This window comes from Thioclava sp. F42-5 (genome assembly GCF_002213195.1).
Classification (GTDB): Bacteria; Pseudomonadota; Alphaproteobacteria; order Rhodobacterales; family Rhodobacteraceae; genus Thioclava; species Thioclava nitratireducens.
Genome location: NZ_NBNZ01000002.1, coordinates 789,128 through 806,423 on the forward strand (window position 1 = coordinate 789,128; position 17,296 = coordinate 806,423).

Consider the following 17,296-nt stretch of genomic DNA (forward strand, 5'->3'; position numbering starts at 1 on the left):
CTTGGGAACCGCGAAAGGCGTCTCGGCGTCTTGTCCTTGAGAAGGTCGCGCGTTGCGGCTGCTATCGAAAGGACGAGAAGATGCGAATTGCGACGATTGTGATGGCGGGCGGCCTGCTAGTTTCGCTCGCGGCCTGTGGAGATACCACCACCGAACGCGCAGCCACTGGCGGCGTCGGCGGGCTTGTCGTGGCCGGACCCGTGGGCGCCGTGGCAGGCGCGACGGCAGGGGCCGCGACCACGAAGTGAGGTCGGGCCGCACCCGGATCGAAAAAGGCCCCGGGGCGCGAACCCCGGGGCCTTCTCGTTTCACGCTGGGCGTGGTTCAGATCTTCAGATTGCCCGCAGCCTGCTGGCGCATCATGAAGTAGTCGAAGTTGAACTCCGACAGCTGCCACCAGCCATAGGCGTCGTTGCGGAAGCTGAACTGGCTGTCGTAGATCTTCTTGAACGCCTCGTTCGAACTGTTGATCTCGTCGTAGACCTCGTTCGCGGCGTTGAAGCAGGCTTCGAGGATATCCTGGCTGAACGGACGCAGCTGTGCCCCTTGGCCGAGGAGCTTCTTCAGCGCGGTCGGGTTCTTGTAGTCATAGGACGCCATCATATCCGAGTTCGCCGCCTGCGTCGCTGCCTGCAGTGCGACCTTGTAGGCCTCGGGCAGTTGCTCGTAAGCGTTCTTGTTGAACATGGCGTGCAGACAGGCGCCGCCTTCCCACCAGCCGGGATAGTAGTAATAGGGTGCGACCTTGTAGAAGCCGAGCTTCTCGTCGTCATAGGGGCCGACCCATTCGGTGGCGTCGATCGTGCCTTTCTCGAGCGACGGGTAGATGTCGCCGCCGGCGATCTGCTGCGGCACGACGCCGAGCTTCTCCACGACCTTGCCGCCGAAGCCGCCGATCCGCATCTTGATGCCCTTGAGATCTTCGGGCGTGTTGATCTCCTTGCGGAACCAGCCGCCCATCTGGGCGCCGGTGTTGCCACAGGGGAATGCGGTGATGCCGTAGTTCGCGTAGAACTCGTTCATCAGGTCGTTGCCGCCGCCATAGTAGAACCAGGCGTTCTGCATGCGCATGTTCAGGCCGAACGGCACTGCGGTTGCGAAGGCGAAGGTCGGATCCTTACCCCAGTAGTAGTAGGACGCGGTGTGGCAAGCCTCGACGGTGCCGTTCGACACCGAATCCATGGCCTGCAGGCCGGGCACGATTTCGCCCGCCGCGAAGACCTGAATGTTGAATTTCCCGTCCGTCATTCCCTTGACGTAATTCGCCATCGTCTCGGCGGCGCCGTAGATCGTGTCGAGCGATTTGGGGAAAGACGAGGTCATGCGCCACGTCACGGTAGGGGTTTCTTGCGCGATAGCAGGTGCGGCGAGTGCGCTACTGGCAGCTGCGGCTGCCCCGCCAAGCGCACCTTTGCGCAGGAAAGAACGACGATCCATATGGTTTCCTCCCAAGTCGTGGATGTCTGTCAATTTTTCTGACCACACCGCTCCATTGATGGCGTTCCCTCCGGTGTGGACATTGCGGTCACTTTACTTGACCGGTTCCGGGTGTAAACCGGGCATCACGCAATTTTATGTCGTGTGTGGTCACAGTTCTGAAACCATGCTGCAATGTAGCATTGCACGCGCAGAATCTCCGCCCGGCGCCTGGTCTCGTGCAGGCATAGAAAAAGCCCCAGCGCGCAGCGCGCCGGGGCTTCGGTTCTCTGGCTTGACCAGTTTGGGCGGCTTACAGCTCGCCCTTGTTGGCTTCGCTCATCATGAAGTAATCGTAGTTGAACTCGGCCAGCTGCTCCCAGGTGAACCAGTCCTTGCGGAAGTCCTTGATCGAACCCCAGATCTTCGCGAATTCGGGGTTGTTCGCTTCCATCTCCGAATAGACCTCGTTGGCCGCCTTGAAGCAGGCCTGCATGATCTCCGGCGAGAAGGCGCGCAGCTGGGTGCCGTTGGCGACCAGGGTCTTGAGCGCCTTCGGGTTCTTCATGTCGTATTTCTGCAGCATGTCCGCATCGGCGGCCTGAGCGGCGGTGTGGAGAAGTTGCTGATACTGCTTCGGCAGGCCTTCCATCTTTTCTTTCGAGAACATGAAGTGGACCGTCGGGCCACCTTCCCACCAGCCGGGGTAGTAGTAGTAGGGCGCGACTTTATAGAAGCCGAGCTTCTCGTCATCGTAGGGGCCGACCCATTCGGTCGCGTCGATCGTGCCTTTTTCGAGCGCCGGGTAGATGTCACCGCCGGCGATCTGCTGCGGCACGAGGCCGAGCTTTTCCATCACCTTGCCCGCGAAGCCACCAACGCGCATCTTGAGGCCCTTGAGATCCTCGACCGTCGAGATCTCCTTGCGGAACCAGCCGCCCATCTGTGCGCCGGTGTTGCCGCCCGGCAGACCGTAGAGGCCCTGCTTGCCGAGGAACTCGTTATAGAGCTCGATACCGCCGCCGTGGTAGTGCCACGCGTTCATGCCGCGCGCGTTGAGCGAGAACGGCACTGCCGCGCCGAGCGCCCAGGTCGGATCCTTGCCCCAGAAGTAGTAACCCACGGTATGGCAGGCTTCGACCGTGCCGTTCATCACAGCATCTGCGACCTGAAGACCGGGGACGATTTCGCCTGCGGCGAAGACCTGGATCTTGAAGTTGCCGTCCGAGGCTTCCTCGACCATCTTCGACAGGACTTCCGAGCCGCCATAGATCGTGTCGAGCGACTTCGGGAAGGACGAGGCGAGACGCCAGGTGATCTGCGGGTTGCTTTGTGCGATCGCGGGGGCTGCCAGCGTGCTCGCAGCCGCACCACCCAGCGCGGCTTTCGTCAGAAAGGAACGACGGTCCATTTAGGATCCTCCCATTATTGCTCCGTTGCGCGAGGACGCGCCTCGCCACCCACCTCGTATCCTCCGTGGCGGGTCTGCCGGGACCGTTTCACCACAGGCCGGGAGTGTCCAGAGTTCACGCGCGCGTAATCAACGGAAGTCGTGGAAAAGTTTTAAAAAAATCATTTGACATACGGCGAGTGCCGAACGGTTGAGCAGTCGTCTGCGAGAGCGTCGGCGGCGCGTGGTGGTGGCTCAACTGTTGCGTGTGTCGGGGAGCTGGATTCGCGCGACTTGTTCTGCGATCGGCGGCACCGAGAGCGGATGCGTCTCGGTCTCGTGCTTGGCGGGATCACCGATATCGGTCCACTTGCCGCCCTTGTAGATCTCGAGCGCGGAGAAGTTCGCCTTGTAGTTCATCTTCGGCGAGCCGGGTACCCAATAGCCCAGATAAACGTAAGGAAGGCCCACGCGCTTCGCGATCTCGACATGGTCGAGAATGAGGTATGTCCCGAGGGAGTCGCGGATGCGTTCAGGCTCGTAGAAGGAATAGACCATCGACAGCCCGTCATCGAGCACATCGGTCAGGCAGGTCGCGATCAGCGCGCGCATGCTGTCGGGAGTGGCCGCGGTCTCGCGATATTCGATGACCCGCGATTTCACGGGCGTCTCCTCGATCATCGCGGCGAATTCGAAGATATCCATGTCGGCCATGCCGCCATCGGCGTGGCGCGCATCGAGATAGCGGCGGAACAGGGCGAATTGCTCTTCTGTCGCCCAGGGAGACGTCGCGGTGCGCCGCAGGTCGCCGTTCTTCTTCATCACCCGGCGCTGCGATTTCGACAGTTTGAAATCGGCGACCCGTATGCGGGCCGACAGGCACGCGGTGCAATCGGCGCAGGACGGCCGATAGAGCACGTTCTGTGACCGGCGAAAGCCTTGGCGCGACAGCGCGTTGTTGAGCTTCTCGGCGGACTCGCCCTGCAAGGCGGTGAACAGTTTTCGTTCCGACCTGCCGTCCAGATAGGGGCAGGGCTGCGGCGCGGTTACATAGAACTGCGGTGCAAGCGGAAGCGAATGGCGCATCAAAAGCCTCGTTGGGGAGGGGTGGCGGCAGGCTAGCAAAGGAGCGCTCACCCGCCAAGTGTTTCATGGTGACGACATAGAAAGCGCCCCGGTCAGGTCAACCGGGGCGCTGAATTCGCGTCGCGAACTGTCTATATGGTTAGGCTTTCGCCTCTTCGGAGGTGTTCTCCGACTGGGCCGCTTCCTTGGCGCGCTCTTCCATGTACTGGTCGAACTCTGCCTTGTCGCGGGCTTCGCGCAGACGGCCGAGGAACTCTTCGAATTCCTGCTGTTCGCGCTGCAGTCGCTCGAGCGTGTCGGCCTTGTAGGCGTCGAACGCGGCGTTGCCGGTCGAGCGCGAAACATGGACGCCACCGGCGCCGTAGCAGCCGAAGCCGCGTTTCTGCACCGCCTGACCCGTGCGCCAGCGACGCCCGAAGCGGCCGGTGAACAGGATGAAGGCGAGAATGACGAGGCCGAGGGGGCCTGCGAAGATGAAGCCGGCCACCATCAGCGCGATCCAGGCGCCGGGGCCGTTCCCATCCATCCAGTTAACGGCGCGGGTAAACCAGTTACCAACCGCGACGGGCATGGAGTTGGTGGAATAGGCGGACATTGGAACCTCCGGGTTGAGTATGTGAATTCCTTTCACATCTCCAAGATCGGAAGTCGGACCGTGTCTTGCAAGGGGGGATGTAAACGATTTTTACATTTTTGCCGCAAGGCGCCGAAATTGCTTTGTTTTATTCGGTGAAATCGGCCCGTTTCGCGCCGCTGATCCGTTCCAGGTCGGCCGGGGCGATGGCAAAAACGTGCCGAGGCGTGCCCGCTGCGGCCCAGACGGTATCGAAATCGAACAGCCGGGGGTCGAGGAAAGCCGTTATCGGCCCGACATGACCCAGCGGCGCGACGCCGCCGATCGCGAAGCCGGTCTCCGCGCGGATCAGCCCCGCGTCTGCCTTGCCCAAGGGCTGGCCCGCGACAGCGCTCGCCTTCTCGGCGCTCACCCGGTTGCCGCCTGCGGTGATGAAGAGCACGACATGGCCGCTGTCTTCTCCGCGAAGGATGATGGATTTCGCGATCTGATCGACCTCGCAGCCCACCGCCTGCGCCGCCATCTCGGCAGTTCGGGCCTCGCCCGGTTCGGTGATCTCGAAAGGCGCGCCTGCGGCTTCGAGGGCGGCACGAACGCGTTTCAGGGATTTGCTCATGGCGAGGCTCCGGACGGTTTGCGGTCAGGGCGCGGATGCGCCCCGGGGCGGGGTGTAGTTATGGCCAGATGGCGCGTGACAGCAATCCCCATTGACCGGCTGGCCCCGCAGGGTAAGCATGGCGCCATGCCGTTTACCTCGCGTCTCACCCGTTCGCCCCTGCCTTTCGAGCCCGACCGCGCCGCCGAGGCCGAAGAGCTGTTTTCCGATCTCGCGCCGGAGTTGCGCGAATTGTTAGGGGGCACGGCTGGTTGCAGCCCATATCTCAAAGGCCTGATGGAGAAAGAGGCCGAGTGGCTGCGGTCTGCGATTTCAGTCAATCCGGAAGCTGCGCTGGCCGATGAATTCGCGCGGATCACGCCCGTCAGCCTCGCCGATCTACCGAGCGAGCTGCGCCGGGCGAAGCAGCGGGTCGCGCTGCTCGCGGGACTGGCCGATCTCGGTGGCGTCTGGTGTCTCGAGGAAGTGACCGGCGCCTTGACGCGGCTTGCCGATATCGCGGTCGATCTGGCGATGAAGCGGCTGGTGGCCGAGGAAATCCGCCGCGGCAAGATACCCGGTGCGAGCGACGATGATGTCGAGAGCGCCGCCGGGATGGTCGCGCTCGCGATGGGCAAGATGGGGGCAGGGGAGCTGAACTACTCCTCCGATATCGACCTGATCTGCCTTTTCGATGAAAGCCGGTACGACCCCGATGAGGCGATGGAGGCGCGCAGCGCACTGATCCGGGCGACGCGCAAGATGGCGGCGATGCTAAACGATCGCACGTCCGAGGGTTACGTCTTTCGCACCGACCTGCGCCTGCGCCCCGATGCCGCCGTCACGCCGGTCTGCATCTCGATGGGATCGGCGGAGCTCTATTACGAGGCCGAAGGTCGGACATGGGAGCGCGCGGCCTATATCAAGGCACGTCCCTGCGCGGGGGATCTCGCGGCGGGGGAGCAGTTCCTTGAACGCCTGCGGCCCTTCGTCTGGCGCAAGCATCTCGATTTCGCGGCGATTCAGGACGCCCACGACATGCGCCTGCGTATCCGCGAGCATAAGGGGCTGCACGGTCCGATCGAGGTGGCGGGCCACAATATCAAGCTCGGTCAGGGCGGCATCCGCGAGATCGAGTTCTTCACCCAGACCCGGCAACTGATCGCAGGCGGGCGCGACGAGACGCTGCGCGACCGGACCACGGTGGGCGGGCTGCGTGCGCTCGCCGCGAAGACTTGGGTGGCCGAGGATGTCGCGGAGGAACTGATCGGTCATTACCGCGAGCATCGCGAGATCGAGCACCGTCTGCAGATGGTGGGGGACGCCCAGACCCAGATTCTGCCCGGCAATGAAGAAGGGCTCGCCCGGATCGCCGCTATGATGGGCGAGGGCGATGTGGCTCGCTGGCGCGATCGGCTGCGCGACCGGTTGGAGCGGGTCGAAAGCCTGACGAATGATTTCTTCGCCCCCGATGCCGCCGCCGAGCGCCCCGAACTGAGCGACGCCGCGCGTGAGATCGTCGAGGGCTGGACGGGCTATCCGGCGCTCCGATCCGAGCGGGGGCGCGCGATCTTCAAGCGGCTGGAGCCGGAACTGCTCGACCGGATGCGGCGCGCAGCAAACATGGAGGAAGCACTCACCCAGTTCGACGGCTTCCTCAAGGGGCTGCCCGCGGGCGTGCAGCTGTTCTCTCTGTTCGAAGCCAATCCGCAACTGGTCGATCTCATCGTCGACATCTGCGCCACTGCGCCGGGGCTCGCGAGCTACCTGTCGCGCAATGCCGGGGTGCTGGACGCGGTTCTCGGCGGCTCGTTCTTCGCGCCCTGGCCGGGAAAATCTGCGCTGGAAGCCGATCTCGCCCGGCTGATGGAGCGCGCCGACGATTACGAGGCCGCGTTGATTGCGGCGCGGCGTTGGGCGAAAGAGTGGAAATTCCGCGTGGGCGTGCATCATCTGCGCGGTCTCGTCGATGCGTCAGAAGCCGCGGGCCAATATGCAGATGTGGCTGGCGCGGTGCTGGGCGCGCTCTGGCCGGTCGTGCAGGGCGAATTCGCGCGCCGCTACGGGTCATGCCCGGGCAAGGGGGCGGTGGTTCTGGGCATGGGTAGCCTCGGGGCCGAGCGGCTGAATGCGCAATCCGATCTCGATCTGATTGTGATCTATGACGCCGATGGGGAGGAGTTCTCGGATGGCAAGAAGCCACTTGCCTCAAGGGCTTACTATGCGAAGCTCACGCAGGCGCTGATCACCGCGCTCAGCGCGCCGATGCCGGAAGGGACGCTCTACGAGGTGGATATGCGGCTGCGCCCCTCGGGCAAGCAGGGGCCTGTCGCGACCTCGGTACAAAGCTTCGAGAGCTACCAGATGGAGGAGGCCTGGACCTGGGAGCATCTGGCGCTCACCCGGGCGCGCCCGGTCGCCGGCAGCGCCAATCTGGCCGACCGGGTCGAGGCGATCCGTCTCAAGGTTCTACAGGCGAAAGGCGGCGGCGCCGAGGTGTTGCGCGATCTGGCGCAGATGCGGGCGCGGATCTTCGCGGCCAAGGCTCCCGATGGCGATTGGGAGGCGAAGGTCGGCCCCGGGCGATTGCAGGATATCGAACTGCTCGCCCAGAGCTTCGCGCTGCGCGCGGGCGTCCCGGCGCGCAAGGCCGAGGCGCAACTGCGCGCAGGCCCCCGCGGCGGGTTCGTGACCCGCGAAGAGGGTGAGGCGCTTGCCTCGGCCTATCGTCTGCTGTGGCGGTTGCAGGCAGGCGGGCGCTTGCTGAGCGAGAAGCCCTTGGATATGGCGGCGATCGGAGAAGGCGGCCGCGCTTTCCTGTTGCGCGAGACGGGGCTGGATGATCTCGATGCTCTGGCGGCGCGTCTGAACGAGGTCACGACCGAGACAGCCGCCATCGTGGACAGGGCTCTGGAGGGCTGAATGGCGCGCAAACTTATGGAATTGAGCGAGGCGGACCCGAAAGGGCTGATCCGCGAGAGCTTCAAGATCGACGGGATCACTATGGAAGAGTGCCGCTCGATCTTCATGGACTGGGCGTTGAGCCTCGGGCCGGGGATGGATGCGAGCGAAGCGATGCGCACCGTGCTCGCGGCGTATCAGGCGCCGCCCGAGCACCCGATGACCCGTGTGCTCGAAGAAGGTCTGACCCGCGAAAGCGCCCCGCCGATGCGGCGCGGCGGCTGGCGGGCGCGTCGTCCCTAGCAGGGCGATTAGCGCGGCAGCGCCGCCGCCTCGCGCGCAAGCGCTTCGATCCCGGCCCAGTCGCCCGATTGCACCATCGCATCGGGCGCAACCCACGAGCCGCCCGCGCAAAGAACGTTGGGCAGGCTCAGGTAATCATTGGCGTTCTTCATGCTGACGCCGCCCGTCGGGCAGAAGCTGACCTGCGGGATCGGCGCACCGATCGCCTTCAGCGCGGGCGCGCCGCCCGAAGCTTCCGCCGGGAAGAACTTCAGCACGTCGTAACCCATCTCGAGAAGCTTCATCACTTCGGATGCAGTGGCCGCACCGGGCAGCAGCGGCAGGCCTTCATCTTCGCAGGCCTTCACCAGCGTTTCGGTCGCGCCGGGCGACACGCCGAATTTCGCGCCCGCGGCTTTCGCGGCTTTCACATCGGCGGGGGTCAAGAGCGTCCCCGCGCCGACCACGCCGCCTTCGACATCGGCCATGGCGCGGATCGCGTCGAGCGCGCAGGGCGTGCGCAGCGTCACTTCCAGCGCAGGCAGGCCGCCCGCGACGAGCGCCTTGGCAAGAGGGGCGGCATGAGACACGTCCTTCACCACGATCACCGGCACGATCGGGGCCAGTTCGCAGATCTTGCGGGCGGATGCGGATTGTTCACTCGGGGTCATCGGATCACTCCAGTCTGGTTCGCCCATGCGGGCGGAGAGGGCAGGACGCTCCGCGGGGGATATTTCTTGCCAAGCCGAAAGCAGAACCCTGTTTTCGCCTTGGTACAAATATCCCCGCCGGAGGCTAGAAAACTCAAAGCACCACCGAGGCGCCTTTTGTGGACGGGCCGACATGGGTGCGGAAGGCGCCGAACAGCTCGCGACCGAGGCCGAACTGGTTGCCGCTGAGGTCGGGTTCGACCGGCGCGCGGCTCTCGAAGCCTTCGCTCAGGCAGGTCAACTCGCCCGTCGTCGCGTCGAGCCGCACCATATCGCCGTCCTGCAGCTTCGCAAGCGGCCCGCCATCGGCGGCCTCGGGGGAGACATGGATTGCTGCGGGAACCTTGCCCGAGGCGCCCGACATCCGGCCATCGGTGACCAGTGCCACTTTCAGCCCGCGATCCTGCAGCACTGCGAGGGTCGGGGTGAGAGAGTGCAACTCCGGCATCCCGTTCGCCTTAGGTCCCTGGAAGCGCACCACGACGATCGTGTCTGAGGTGAATTCGCCCGCCTTGAAGGCGTCCTTCACCTCGTGCTGTTCCTTGAAGACGCGGACCGGCGCCTCGATCACATGGCGCTCCGGCGCGACGGCGGAAACCTTGATCACGCCGCGGCCGAGATTGCCTTCGAGCTGCTTCAGGCCACCGGTCTTCTGGAACGGATCGGCGGGTTTGCGCAGAATCTTTTCGTTCTGGCTCTCGGGATCGGCCTCTTCCCAGACCAGACCGTCCTCGGTGATCTTCGGCTCCTGCGTGTAGCGGGTCAGCCCGTCGCCCGCGACGGTCTTGGCGTCCTCGTGCAGCAGGCCCGCGTCGAGCAGATGACGGATCATGAATTGCAGACCGCCCGCGGCGTGGAAGTGGTTCACGTCGGCGAGGCCGTTGGGGTAGACTTTCGCCATCAGCGGCACGACCGAGGAAATCTCGTCGAAATCTTCCAGATCGAGCACGATCCCGGCGGCGCGCGCCATCGCCGGCAGGTGCAGCACATGGTTGGTCGAGCCACCGGTGGCCATCAGCCCCACCATGCCGTTCACGAAGGCCTTCTCGTCGAGCACTTCCGACGCCGGGCGGTAGTCATTGCCGAGCGCGGTGATCTCGGCGGCGCGTTTCGCGCCTGCGACCGTCAGCGCCTCGCGCAGCGGCGTGTTCGGGTTCACGAAGGAGGCGCCGGGCAGGTGAAGACCCATGAACTCCATCAGCATCTGGTTGGTATTCGCGGTGCCGTAGAAAGTGCAGGTGCCTGGACCATGATAGGAAGCCATCTCTGCGGCCATCAGCGCGTCGCGGCCGACTTCGCCGGCGGCGAATTGCTGGCGCACCTTGGCCTTCTCGTCATTGGGCAGGCCGGTCGTCATCGGCCCCGCGGGGATGAAGATCGCCGGGATATGCCCGAAGGTCGCGGCGGCCATGATGAGCCCGGGCACGATCTTGTCGCAGACGCCGAGGTAGAGCGCCGCGTCGAAGGTGTTGTGGCTGAGCGCCACTGCCGCGGCCATCGCGATCACGTCGCGCGAGAAGAGCGACAGGTCCATACCCGGCTGGCCCTGCGTGACGCCGTCGCACATCGCGGGCACCCCGCCCGCGACCTGTGCCGTCGCCCCCACCTCGCGCAGCGCAGCCTTGATCGTCTGCGGGAATGTTTCGAAGGGCTGATGGGCCGAGAGCATGTCGTTATAGGCGGTCACGATGCCCACGTTGGGGGCGCGTTCGCCGGCGAGCTTGTCCTTGTCCTCTCCCATCGCGGCATAGGCATGGGCCTGGTTGCCGCAGCTGAGATGCGCCCGGGCGGGCCCTGCATCGGCGGCGGCCTGCATCCGGGCGAGATAGTCGCCGCGCGGGCCTTCGGAGCGGGCGCGGATTCGGTCGGTCACACGGGCGATTGTGGCATCGAGGGTCATCGGCGGGGCCTTTCCTTGCTATGCATCTGATGCGGAACATGCAGCCCGTAAGGGCCGCTCGCGCAGCGGGCGCGGATCGCGGTTGCGTCCTCGCTACCATGTTAGCGCTAACGCCGCAACCCGTTCCCTTTGTCGATTATCTGGGGCAGAGCGGGGATGCGGCAAGCGCGAGGGCTTTCGCGCCGGGTCGCTTGGCGCTAGGAAGGCCGCGCCTGAGACAGCGCGCGCAAGGAGCCCCCGATGAGCCAGTCCGAAGACCCCGCCACCCGTCCGACCGTCCGGCTGCGCCCGAAAGCCGAGGCCCGCGCGATCCGCCACGGCTTTCCCTGGGTTTATGCGGACGAACTGGTGACCGACCGCCGCACCAAGGCGATCGCGCCCGGCACGATCGCGACGCTGGAGGATGGCGAGCGGCGACCGCTCGCGACGGTTACGGTCAATCCGAACTCCAAAATCATCGCGCGGGTGATGAGCCGCGACGCCGAGGCGGTGATCGATCGCAACTGGATCACTCTGAAGCTGGCCCGGGCGCTCGAGATGCGCGTGCGCCTGTTCGATGCGCCTTTCTATCGCTTGGTCCATGCCGAGGCGGACGGGCTGCCCGGTGTCATCATCGACCGGTTCGGTGACGCGGCGGTGATCCAGCCGAACGCGGCATGGTCGGAGGTGATGATCGCGGATCTCGAGGCCGCGCTGGCCGAGGTCACGGGCGTCACCACGATCATCAAGAACGGCGCGGGCCGGGCCCGCAATCTCGAAGGTCTCGACGAGGAGATGGTCACGCTCCGTGGCGGGATCGACGCCCCGGTCGAGGTGCCGATGAACGGTGCAATTTACCTCGCCGATCTGATGGGCGGGCAGAAGACTGGGCTTTTCTACGACCAGCGCCCGAACCACGCATTTGCGGCGCGGCTGGCCGAGGGCGCGCGGGTGCTGGATGTCTTCTCTCACGTGGGCGGCTTCGCCTTGGCCGCGCTGGCCGGTGGCGCGCAATCCGCTTTGTCGGTCGATGCGTCTGCGTCGGCGCTCGAGCTGGCAAGCAAGGGCGCCGAGGCGATGGGCGCAAGCGCCCGGTTCGCGACGCGTCAGGGGGACGCCTTCGATACGCTCGACGCTTTGGATCAAGAAGATGAGCGGTTCGATCTGGTGATCTGCGATCCGCCCGCCTTCGCCCCCGCCAAGCCCGCGCTGCAAGCGGGGCTGCGTGCCTATGAGCGGATCGCCCGGATGGCCGCGCCGCTGGTCGAACCGGGCGGCTATCTGGTGCTGTGCTCCTGCTCGCACGCCGCCGATCTGTCGCAATTCCGCGCAGCTTGCACGCGTGGCATCGGCAAGGCGGGGCGGTCCGCGCAGCTGATCCACACCGGTTATGCCGGGCCGGACCACCCGATGCTGCCGCAACTGGCGGAATCAGGTTACCTGAAATCACTGTTCTTCCGGCTCGACTGATGCGGGTCGTGCTCGATGCCTGCGTGCTCTACCCGACGGTGCTACGCGAGATATTGATCGGGGCGGCGAAGGCGGGGCTCTATCGTCCGCTCTGGTCGGCGCGGATTCTCGAGGAATGGGCGCGGGCCGCCGCGCGCCGCGCGCCCGCCGACGAAGCGGTTGCGCGGGGCGAGATCGCGCTGCTGCGCGCCACCTTCCCGAAGGCCGAGGTGGCGGCGCAGCCGGGGATCGAGGACCGGCTGGTCTTGCCCGACGAAAACGATCTGCACGTTCTGGCCGTGGCGATCGCGGGCAGCGCCGATGCGATCCTGACCTTCAACGCGCAGGACTTCCCGCGCGGGACACTGGCGGGCGAGGGGCTGGAGCGGCGTGATCCGGACGGGTTCCTCTGGCAGCTTCTGTCCGAGCACCCCGAGCAGATGCGCGCCATCACCGAATCCGTACGCGCCGAGGCAGAGCGTTTGTCGGGCGAGCCGCAGCCGATCCGGGCGCTGATGAAACGGGCGCGTCTGCCGCGCTTCGGCAAGGCGTTGGCGGCGTGATCTTGCGCTCCGTCTCAGGGCGTGGCCCCTTGACCGCCCGCGAAAGCCTCGCCAAACAGGCGCAATGATCGGGTTCATCACATGCCAAGAGCGCGGCGCGGCCGACAAGCTCCTTGCCCAGCTCGCCGACAGGCTGCTGTCGCAAGGGCGCGACGTGATTGGCATGGTGCGCGCCGAGGTGCCGCAGCGGTTCGAGTGCGAGATGCATCTGCGCATCCTCCCCGATGGCGAAACCCGCACGATTTCGCAGGATCTGGGGCAGGGCGCGGGGGCGTGTTCGCTCGACGCGGGTGCGCTCGAAGAGGTCGTCGCACAGGTCGGCCATGCGCTCGAGATGGCGCAACCGGGCACCATCGTGATCCTCAACAAGTTCGGCAAACAGGAAGCCGCGGGGCGCGGCTGTCGCGACCTGATCGCCCAGGCGATGGCCTCCGATTTTCCGGTGCTTCTGTCCGTTCCGCCCGAAACGCGCGCGGATTTCGCGGCGTTCACGGATGGTTTGGCCGAAGAAATCCTGCCGGATATTCAGGCGCTTGAGGCATTTCTCTCGCGTGAGAGCGCTTAATCCGCGCCCTTACGTTGTCTCGCGCCGCTGCCATGCTAGACTTGTTCCGCTAAGGTGAGTACAAGGGGGTCGTTAGCGCTAACGGACCCCAAACACGGAGCAGCCCATGGTTTCGCGCGTCATTCCCGTCGAACGTTTCGACCTGGTGATTTTCGGCGCCACTGGCGACCTCGCCAATCGCAAAATTCTCCCCGGCCTGTTTCGGCGCTATTGCGCGGGACAGATTCCCGAAGGCTCCACCATCATCGGTGCCGCGCGCTCGGAGATGACCCCGGATGAATTCCGCGATCAGGTCCGCGCGGCGATCGCCGAATTCGGTGGCAGCAAATGCGACGACGAAGGCGCGCTGGACGGGTTCTTGCCGATGCTCGACTATGTCGCGATCGATGCGAAAGGCGATGGCGGCTGGGATGATCTGAAATCGAAAGTCCGCGGCGACACGGTCAACGCGTTCTACTTCTCGGTGGCGCCCTCGCTGTTCGGCGACCTCGCGGAGCGGCTGCACAAGCGCGGGATCGCTGGGCCGGATGCCCGGATCGTCGTGGAAAAGCCCTTCGGGCGCGACCTCGCCTCTGCCAAGGCGCTCAACGCCGTCCTCGCGGAGTATTTCGACGAGACACAGATCTACCGGATCGACCATTATCTCGGTAAAGAAACCGTGCAAAACCTGATGGCGGTACGCTTCGCCAACATCCTGTTCGAGCCGCTCTGGAACAGCCAATTTGTCGATCATGTGCAAATAACGGTCGCCGAAACGGTCGGCGTAGGCGGTCGCGGATCGTATTATGACAAGTCGGGCGCGATGCGCGACATGGTGCAGAACCACTTGATGCAGCTTCTGTGCCTGATCGCGATGGAGCCGCCTTACCACTTCGACCCCGATGCGGTGCGCGACGAAAAACTCAAGGTGATCCGGGCTCTGCAGCCTGTCGCACCTGCCGATATCGTGCGCGGCCAATACGTGGCGAGCAAGGATGCGCCCGGCTATCTGGAAGATGCCGAGGACCCGGAGTCGACGACCGAGAGCTATATCGCGATGAAATGCCATGTCGCGAACTGGCGCTGGGTCAACACGCCCTTCTACCTGCGCACCGGTAAGCGGCTGCGGGCCCGCACGTCCGAGATCGCGATCACCTTCAAGCAGCCGCCGCACCAGATCTTCGACGAGGCCGAGGGCGAGTGGCGCGAGAACGTGCTCGTGATCCGGCTCCAGCCCAACGAGGGCATGAACCTGAAGATGATGATCAAAGAGCCGGGGCCGGGCGGCATGCGCCTCGTGCAGGTGCCGCTCGATATGTCCTTCGCGGACGCTCTGGGCGAAGAGGCCGACATCACCGACGCCTACGAGCGGCTGATCATGGACGTCATCCGCGGCAACCAGACGCTGTTCATGCGTGGCGACGAGGTTGAAGCGGCTTGGGCCTGGACCGATCCGATCATCGAAGGCTGGGAGTCGCGCGGCGACAAACCTCAAAGCTATGACAGCGGTTCGTCGGGCCCCGATGACGCGTTGATGCTGATGCATCGGGACGGCCGCCGCTGGCGGGAGATTCGCGAATGAATTTCGAAAGTTACCCCGATCGCGAGATGCTTATGATGGGGCTTGCGGACCGCATCGCGAGCCAGCTTCGCGCGGCAATCAACAACGAGGGCCGCGCGACCTTGTCGGTGCCGGGCGGCTCCACGCCCGGACCGATATTCGACATTCTCTCGGATATCGATCTGGACTGGTCCAAGGTCGCGGTGCTGCTCAATGACGAGCGTTGGGTGCCCGAAACCTCGGAGCGGTCGAATACGCGCCTGATCCGCGCGCGGCTCCTGACGGGCCGGGCGGCGGCGGCGACGCTGGTGCCGCTCTATGCCGAAGCGGAGCAGCCCGAGGACAAAATGACGGAACTGGCTGCCGGGATCGAGCCGCATCTGCCGATCTCCGTCCTGCTTCTGGGTATGGGCGCGGATATGCATACGGCGAGCCTGTTCCCCGGTGCCGACCGCCTGAAAGAGGCGTTGTCGAACGAGGCGCCGATCCTGTTGCCGATGCGCGCCGAAGCTGCGGGCGAGCCGCGTATCACGCTCTCGGCACCGGTGCTGCGCGATGCGATGCACACGCATATCCTGATCACCGGGCCGGAGAAGCGCGCGGCGATCGAAGCGGCGGAAAAGCTCCCCGTGGAACAGGCGCCGGTGCGCGCCGTTCTCAAGGACGCGACCGTGCACTGGGCGGAATAAGGGAGCACTTTCACCGATGACCATCTGGCAAGACCTCCTCGACAAGGCGCAATCCGTGCAGTCCCGCGAAATCGCGGAATTGTTCGAAAAGGACAATCGCGCGTCCGGTTTCAGCCGCGAAACCGGGCCATTCCTGTTCGATTTCTCCAAGACCAACATCGACTCGGAAACGCTCGACCTGCTGGTGAAGCTGGCCGAGGAGAAGGGCGTCGCGGCCCGCGCGGAAGCGATGTTCACCGGTGAGAAAATCAACGACACGGAAGGCCGCGCAGTGCTGCATACCGCGCTGCGCAATCTCGACACGGACGTGTTCGTCGATGGCGAGAACGTCATGCCCGATGTCCGCGCAACCTATGCCCGTATGGAAGCGTTCGCCCGCGACGTTCGCGAGGGCAAGTTCAAGGGGGAGGGCGGCAAGATCACCGATGTGGTCAATATCGGCATCGGCGGCTCGGACCTTGGCCCGGCGATGGCGACGCTGGCGCTTGCGCCTTATCACGACGGTCCCCGCTGCCATTTCGTGTCCAATGTGGACGGGGCGCATATCCATGACACGCTGGCCGGCCTGAGCCCGGAAACGACGCTGGTGATCGTCGCCTCCAAGACCTTCACCACGATCGAGACGATGACCAACGCCGAGACGGCAAAGCGCTGGATGGCCGAGAAGGTTGCGGACCCGGCGCAGCAATTCGCAGCGCTCTCGACCGCTGCTGACAAGACCGCCGCATTCGGCATCGACGAGGCACGCGTCTTCGGGTTCGCCGATTGGGTTGGCGGGCGCTATTCGATGTGGGGGCCGATCGGGCTGTCGCTGATGATTGCGATCGGACCGGAGGATTTCGCAGATTTCCTCAAAGGCGCCGCTAAGATGGATGCCCATTTCCGCGCCGCCGATTACAAGGACAACCTGCCGGTTCTGCTGGCGCTGGTGGGTATCTGGCACAACCAGTTCTGCGACTACGCCACCCGTGCGGTTCTGCCTTATGATCAAAGGCTTGCGCGGCTGCCGGCCTATCTTCAGCAACTGGAGATGGAGAGCAACGGCAAGCGCGTGAGCATGGATGGCAAGAACCTGCCTTACAATTCGGGCCCCGTCGTCTGGGGCGAGCCGGGCACCAACGGCCAGCACGCATTCTACCAGCTGATCCACCAGGGTACGCGGGTCATTCCCTGCGAATTCATAGTCGCGGCCGAGGGGCATGAGCCCGATCTGGCGCATCAGCACATGTTGCTCGTGGCCAACTGCCTTGCCCAATCCGAGGCGCTGATGCGGGGCCGCTCGCTGGCCGAGGCGACCGAGATCATGCGCAAGAAAGGCTTCGAGGGCGATGAGCTGGACCGTCAGGCGCGGCACCGTGTTTTTCCGGGCTCGCGGCCATCGACGACGCTGCTCTATCCGAAGCTCACGCCGGAGGTCTTCGGCGGGATCGTCGCGCTTTACGAGCATCGCGTCTTCGTCGAGGGCGTGATCCTCGGCATCAACAGCTTCGACCAATGGGGCGTGGAGTTGGGCAAGGAACTGGCGCTTGCGCTTGCGCCGGTGCTCAAAGGCGAGGATGCGGGAGAGGGCAAGGACGGCTCGACCCGGCAGCTTGTCGCCCGGGTCCAGTCGCTGCGCGGCTGATCCAAACGTGTTCGGCGGTCCCGCCTGCGGGCG

The 17,296-nt window shown here is 64.8% G+C and carries 16 protein-coding genes; 9 read left to right on the forward strand and 7 right to left on the reverse strand.

Annotated features, from left to right (window positions below; translation table 11 throughout):
- Nucleotides 1-80 precede the first annotated feature (80 nt).
- The gene (locus tag B6V74_RS18960; RefSeq protein WP_157771598.1) at nucleotides 81-248 is read left to right on the forward strand and encodes a hypothetical protein; all 168 of its coding nucleotides are present in this window, start codon (nucleotides 81-83) and stop codon (nucleotides 246-248) included.
- A gap of 76 nt (nucleotides 249-324) precedes the next feature.
- Here the strand turns inward: B6V74_RS18960 and B6V74_RS09120 are convergent, their stop codons facing one another.
- From B6V74_RS09120 to B6V74_RS09140, 5 genes are all read right to left on the reverse strand, one after another.
- The gene (locus B6V74_RS09120) at nucleotides 325-1,437 is read right to left on the reverse strand and encodes a TRAP transporter substrate-binding protein (RefSeq protein WP_075775630.1); all 1,113 of its coding nucleotides are present in this window, start codon (nucleotides 1,435-1,437) and stop codon (nucleotides 325-327) included.
- A gap of 292 nt (nucleotides 1,438-1,729) precedes the next feature.
- Complete coding sequence (locus B6V74_RS09125; protein WP_075775629.1) at nucleotides 1,730-2,827, reverse strand: TRAP transporter substrate-binding protein; 1,098 nt, start codon at nucleotides 2,825-2,827, stop codon at nucleotides 1,730-1,732.
- 234 nt (nucleotides 2,828-3,061) lie between these two features.
- Nucleotides 3,062-3,892, reverse strand: coding sequence for an arginyltransferase (locus B6V74_RS09130; protein WP_075775628.1), 831 nt, complete (start codon nucleotides 3,890-3,892; stop codon nucleotides 3,062-3,064).
- A 139-nt stretch (nucleotides 3,893-4,031) separates the two neighbouring features.
- Nucleotides 4,032-4,487 carry a DUF2852 domain-containing protein gene (locus tag B6V74_RS09135; protein WP_075775627.1) on the reverse strand — a complete coding sequence of 152 codons (456 nt, stop codon included), beginning with the start codon at nucleotides 4,485-4,487 and terminating at the stop codon, nucleotides 4,032-4,034.
- Nucleotides 4,488-4,614: 127 nt separating this feature from the next.
- Nucleotides 4,615-5,082 (reverse strand): YbaK/EbsC family protein, encoded by a 468-nt coding sequence (locus B6V74_RS09140; RefSeq protein WP_088722576.1) that lies wholly within the window; start codon nucleotides 5,080-5,082, stop codon nucleotides 4,615-4,617.
- Nucleotides 5,083-5,208: 126 nt separating this feature from the next.
- Here B6V74_RS09140 and B6V74_RS09145 point away from each other — a divergent pair, with 126 nt between their 5' ends.
- Together B6V74_RS09145 and B6V74_RS09150 are read left to right on the forward strand one after the other, a co-directional pair.
- On the forward strand, nucleotides 5,209-7,983 hold the full coding sequence (locus B6V74_RS09145) for a glutamine-synthetase adenylyltransferase (RefSeq protein WP_088722577.1): 2,775 nt from the start codon (nucleotides 5,209-5,211) through the stop codon (nucleotides 7,981-7,983).
- A 15-nt stretch (nucleotides 7,984-7,998) separates the two neighbouring features.
- The gene (locus B6V74_RS09150; protein WP_075775741.1) at nucleotides 7,999-8,265 is read left to right on the forward strand and encodes a hypothetical protein; all 267 of its coding nucleotides are present in this window, start codon (nucleotides 7,999-8,001) and stop codon (nucleotides 8,263-8,265) included.
- 8 nt (nucleotides 8,266-8,273) lie between these two features.
- Here B6V74_RS09150 and eda read toward each other — a convergent pair whose 3' ends face one another.
- Together eda and edd are read right to left on the reverse strand one after the other, a co-directional pair.
- Nucleotides 8,274-8,915: a bifunctional 4-hydroxy-2-oxoglutarate aldolase/2-dehydro-3-deoxy-phosphogluconate aldolase gene (gene eda / locus B6V74_RS09155; RefSeq protein ID WP_088720197.1), complete on the reverse strand. Its 642-nt coding sequence runs from the start codon at nucleotides 8,913-8,915 to the stop codon at nucleotides 8,274-8,276.
- Between the two features lie 133 nt (nucleotides 8,916-9,048).
- Nucleotides 9,049-10,854, reverse strand: a complete 1,806-nt coding sequence (gene edd / locus B6V74_RS09160; protein ID WP_075775623.1) for a phosphogluconate dehydratase — start codon at nucleotides 10,852-10,854, stop codon at nucleotides 9,049-9,051.
- Nucleotides 10,855-11,094: 240 nt separating this feature from the next.
- Between edd and B6V74_RS09165 the strand changes: the two genes are divergently transcribed.
- The 6 genes from B6V74_RS09165 (at nucleotide 11,095) to pgi (ending at nucleotide 17,263) form a co-directional block, all read left to right on the forward strand.
- Nucleotides 11,095-12,303 carry a class I SAM-dependent rRNA methyltransferase gene (locus B6V74_RS09165; RefSeq protein ID WP_088722578.1) on the forward strand — a complete coding sequence of 403 codons (1,209 nt, stop codon included), beginning with the start codon at nucleotides 11,095-11,097 and terminating at the stop codon, nucleotides 12,301-12,303.
- A complete protein-coding gene (locus B6V74_RS09170) occupies nucleotides 12,303-12,845 on the forward strand; it encodes a PIN domain-containing protein (protein WP_088722579.1) in 543 nt (180 codons plus the stop codon). Before B6V74_RS09165 ends, B6V74_RS09170 begins: the two co-directional genes overlap by 1 nt.
- A 64-nt stretch (nucleotides 12,846-12,909) precedes the next feature.
- Nucleotides 12,910-13,410: a DUF2478 domain-containing protein gene (locus B6V74_RS09175; protein ID WP_088722580.1), complete on the forward strand. Its 501-nt coding sequence runs from the start codon at nucleotides 12,910-12,912 to the stop codon at nucleotides 13,408-13,410.
- 106 nt (nucleotides 13,411-13,516) lie between these two features.
- A complete protein-coding gene (gene zwf, locus B6V74_RS09180) occupies nucleotides 13,517-14,971 on the forward strand; it encodes a glucose-6-phosphate dehydrogenase (RefSeq protein ID WP_075775619.1) in 1,455 nt (484 codons plus the stop codon).
- A complete protein-coding gene (gene pgl, locus B6V74_RS09185) occupies nucleotides 14,968-15,639 on the forward strand; it encodes a 6-phosphogluconolactonase (protein ID WP_075775618.1) in 672 nt (223 codons plus the stop codon). The genes zwf and pgl overlap by 4 nt, the downstream gene beginning before the upstream one ends.
- Before the next feature lie 16 nt (nucleotides 15,640-15,655).
- Nucleotides 15,656-17,263 (forward strand): glucose-6-phosphate isomerase, encoded by a 1,608-nt coding sequence (gene pgi / locus B6V74_RS09190; protein ID WP_088722581.1) that lies wholly within the window; start codon nucleotides 15,656-15,658, stop codon nucleotides 17,261-17,263.
- Nucleotides 17,264-17,296: the final 33 nt, after the last annotated feature.

Bases quoted from the DNA above. Each gene is read 5' to 3' on its own strand.
- pgl (WP_075775618.1), top strand. From the start codon at position 14,968: ATGAATTTCGAAAGTTACCCCGATCGCGAGATGCTTATGATGGGGCTT.
- B6V74_RS09135 (WP_075775627.1), bottom strand. From the start codon at position 4,487: ATGTCCGCCTATTCCACCAACTCCATGCCCGTCGCGGTTGGTAACTGG.
- B6V74_RS09130 (WP_075775628.1), bottom strand. From the start codon at position 3,892: ATGCGCCATTCGCTTCCGCTTGCACCGCAGTTCTATGTAACCGCGCCG.
- B6V74_RS09170 (WP_088722579.1), top strand. From the start codon at position 12,303: ATGCGGGTCGTGCTCGATGCCTGCGTGCTCTACCCGACGGTGCTACGC.
- B6V74_RS09165 (WP_088722578.1), top strand. From the start codon at position 11,095: ATGAGCCAGTCCGAAGACCCCGCCACCCGTCCGACCGTCCGGCTGCGC.
- B6V74_RS09175 (WP_088722580.1), top strand. From the start codon at position 12,910: ATGATCGGGTTCATCACATGCCAAGAGCGCGGCGCGGCCGACAAGCTC.
- edd (WP_075775623.1), bottom strand. From the start codon at position 10,854: ATGACCCTCGATGCCACAATCGCCCGTGTGACCGACCGAATCCGCGCC.
- B6V74_RS09140 (WP_088722576.1), bottom strand. From the start codon at position 5,082: ATGAGCAAATCCCTGAAACGCGTTCGTGCCGCCCTCGAAGCCGCAGGC.
- zwf (WP_075775619.1), top strand. From the start codon at position 13,517: ATGGTTTCGCGCGTCATTCCCGTCGAACGTTTCGACCTGGTGATTTTC.
- B6V74_RS18960 (WP_157771598.1), top strand. From the start codon at position 81: ATGCGAATTGCGACGATTGTGATGGCGGGCGGCCTGCTAGTTTCGCTC.
- pgi (WP_088722581.1), top strand. From the start codon at position 15,656: ATGACCATCTGGCAAGACCTCCTCGACAAGGCGCAATCCGTGCAGTCC.
- B6V74_RS09145 (WP_088722577.1), top strand. From the start codon at position 5,209: ATGCCGTTTACCTCGCGTCTCACCCGTTCGCCCCTGCCTTTCGAGCCC.
- B6V74_RS09125 (WP_075775629.1), bottom strand. From the start codon at position 2,827: ATGGACCGTCGTTCCTTTCTGACGAAAGCCGCGCTGGGTGGTGCGGCT.
- B6V74_RS09120 (WP_075775630.1), bottom strand. From the start codon at position 1,437: ATGGATCGTCGTTCTTTCCTGCGCAAAGGTGCGCTTGGCGGGGCAGCC.
- B6V74_RS09150 (WP_075775741.1), top strand. From the start codon at position 7,999: ATGGAATTGAGCGAGGCGGACCCGAAAGGGCTGATCCGCGAGAGCTTC.
- eda (WP_088720197.1), bottom strand. From the start codon at position 8,915: ATGACCCCGAGTGAACAATCCGCATCCGCCCGCAAGATCTGCGAACTG.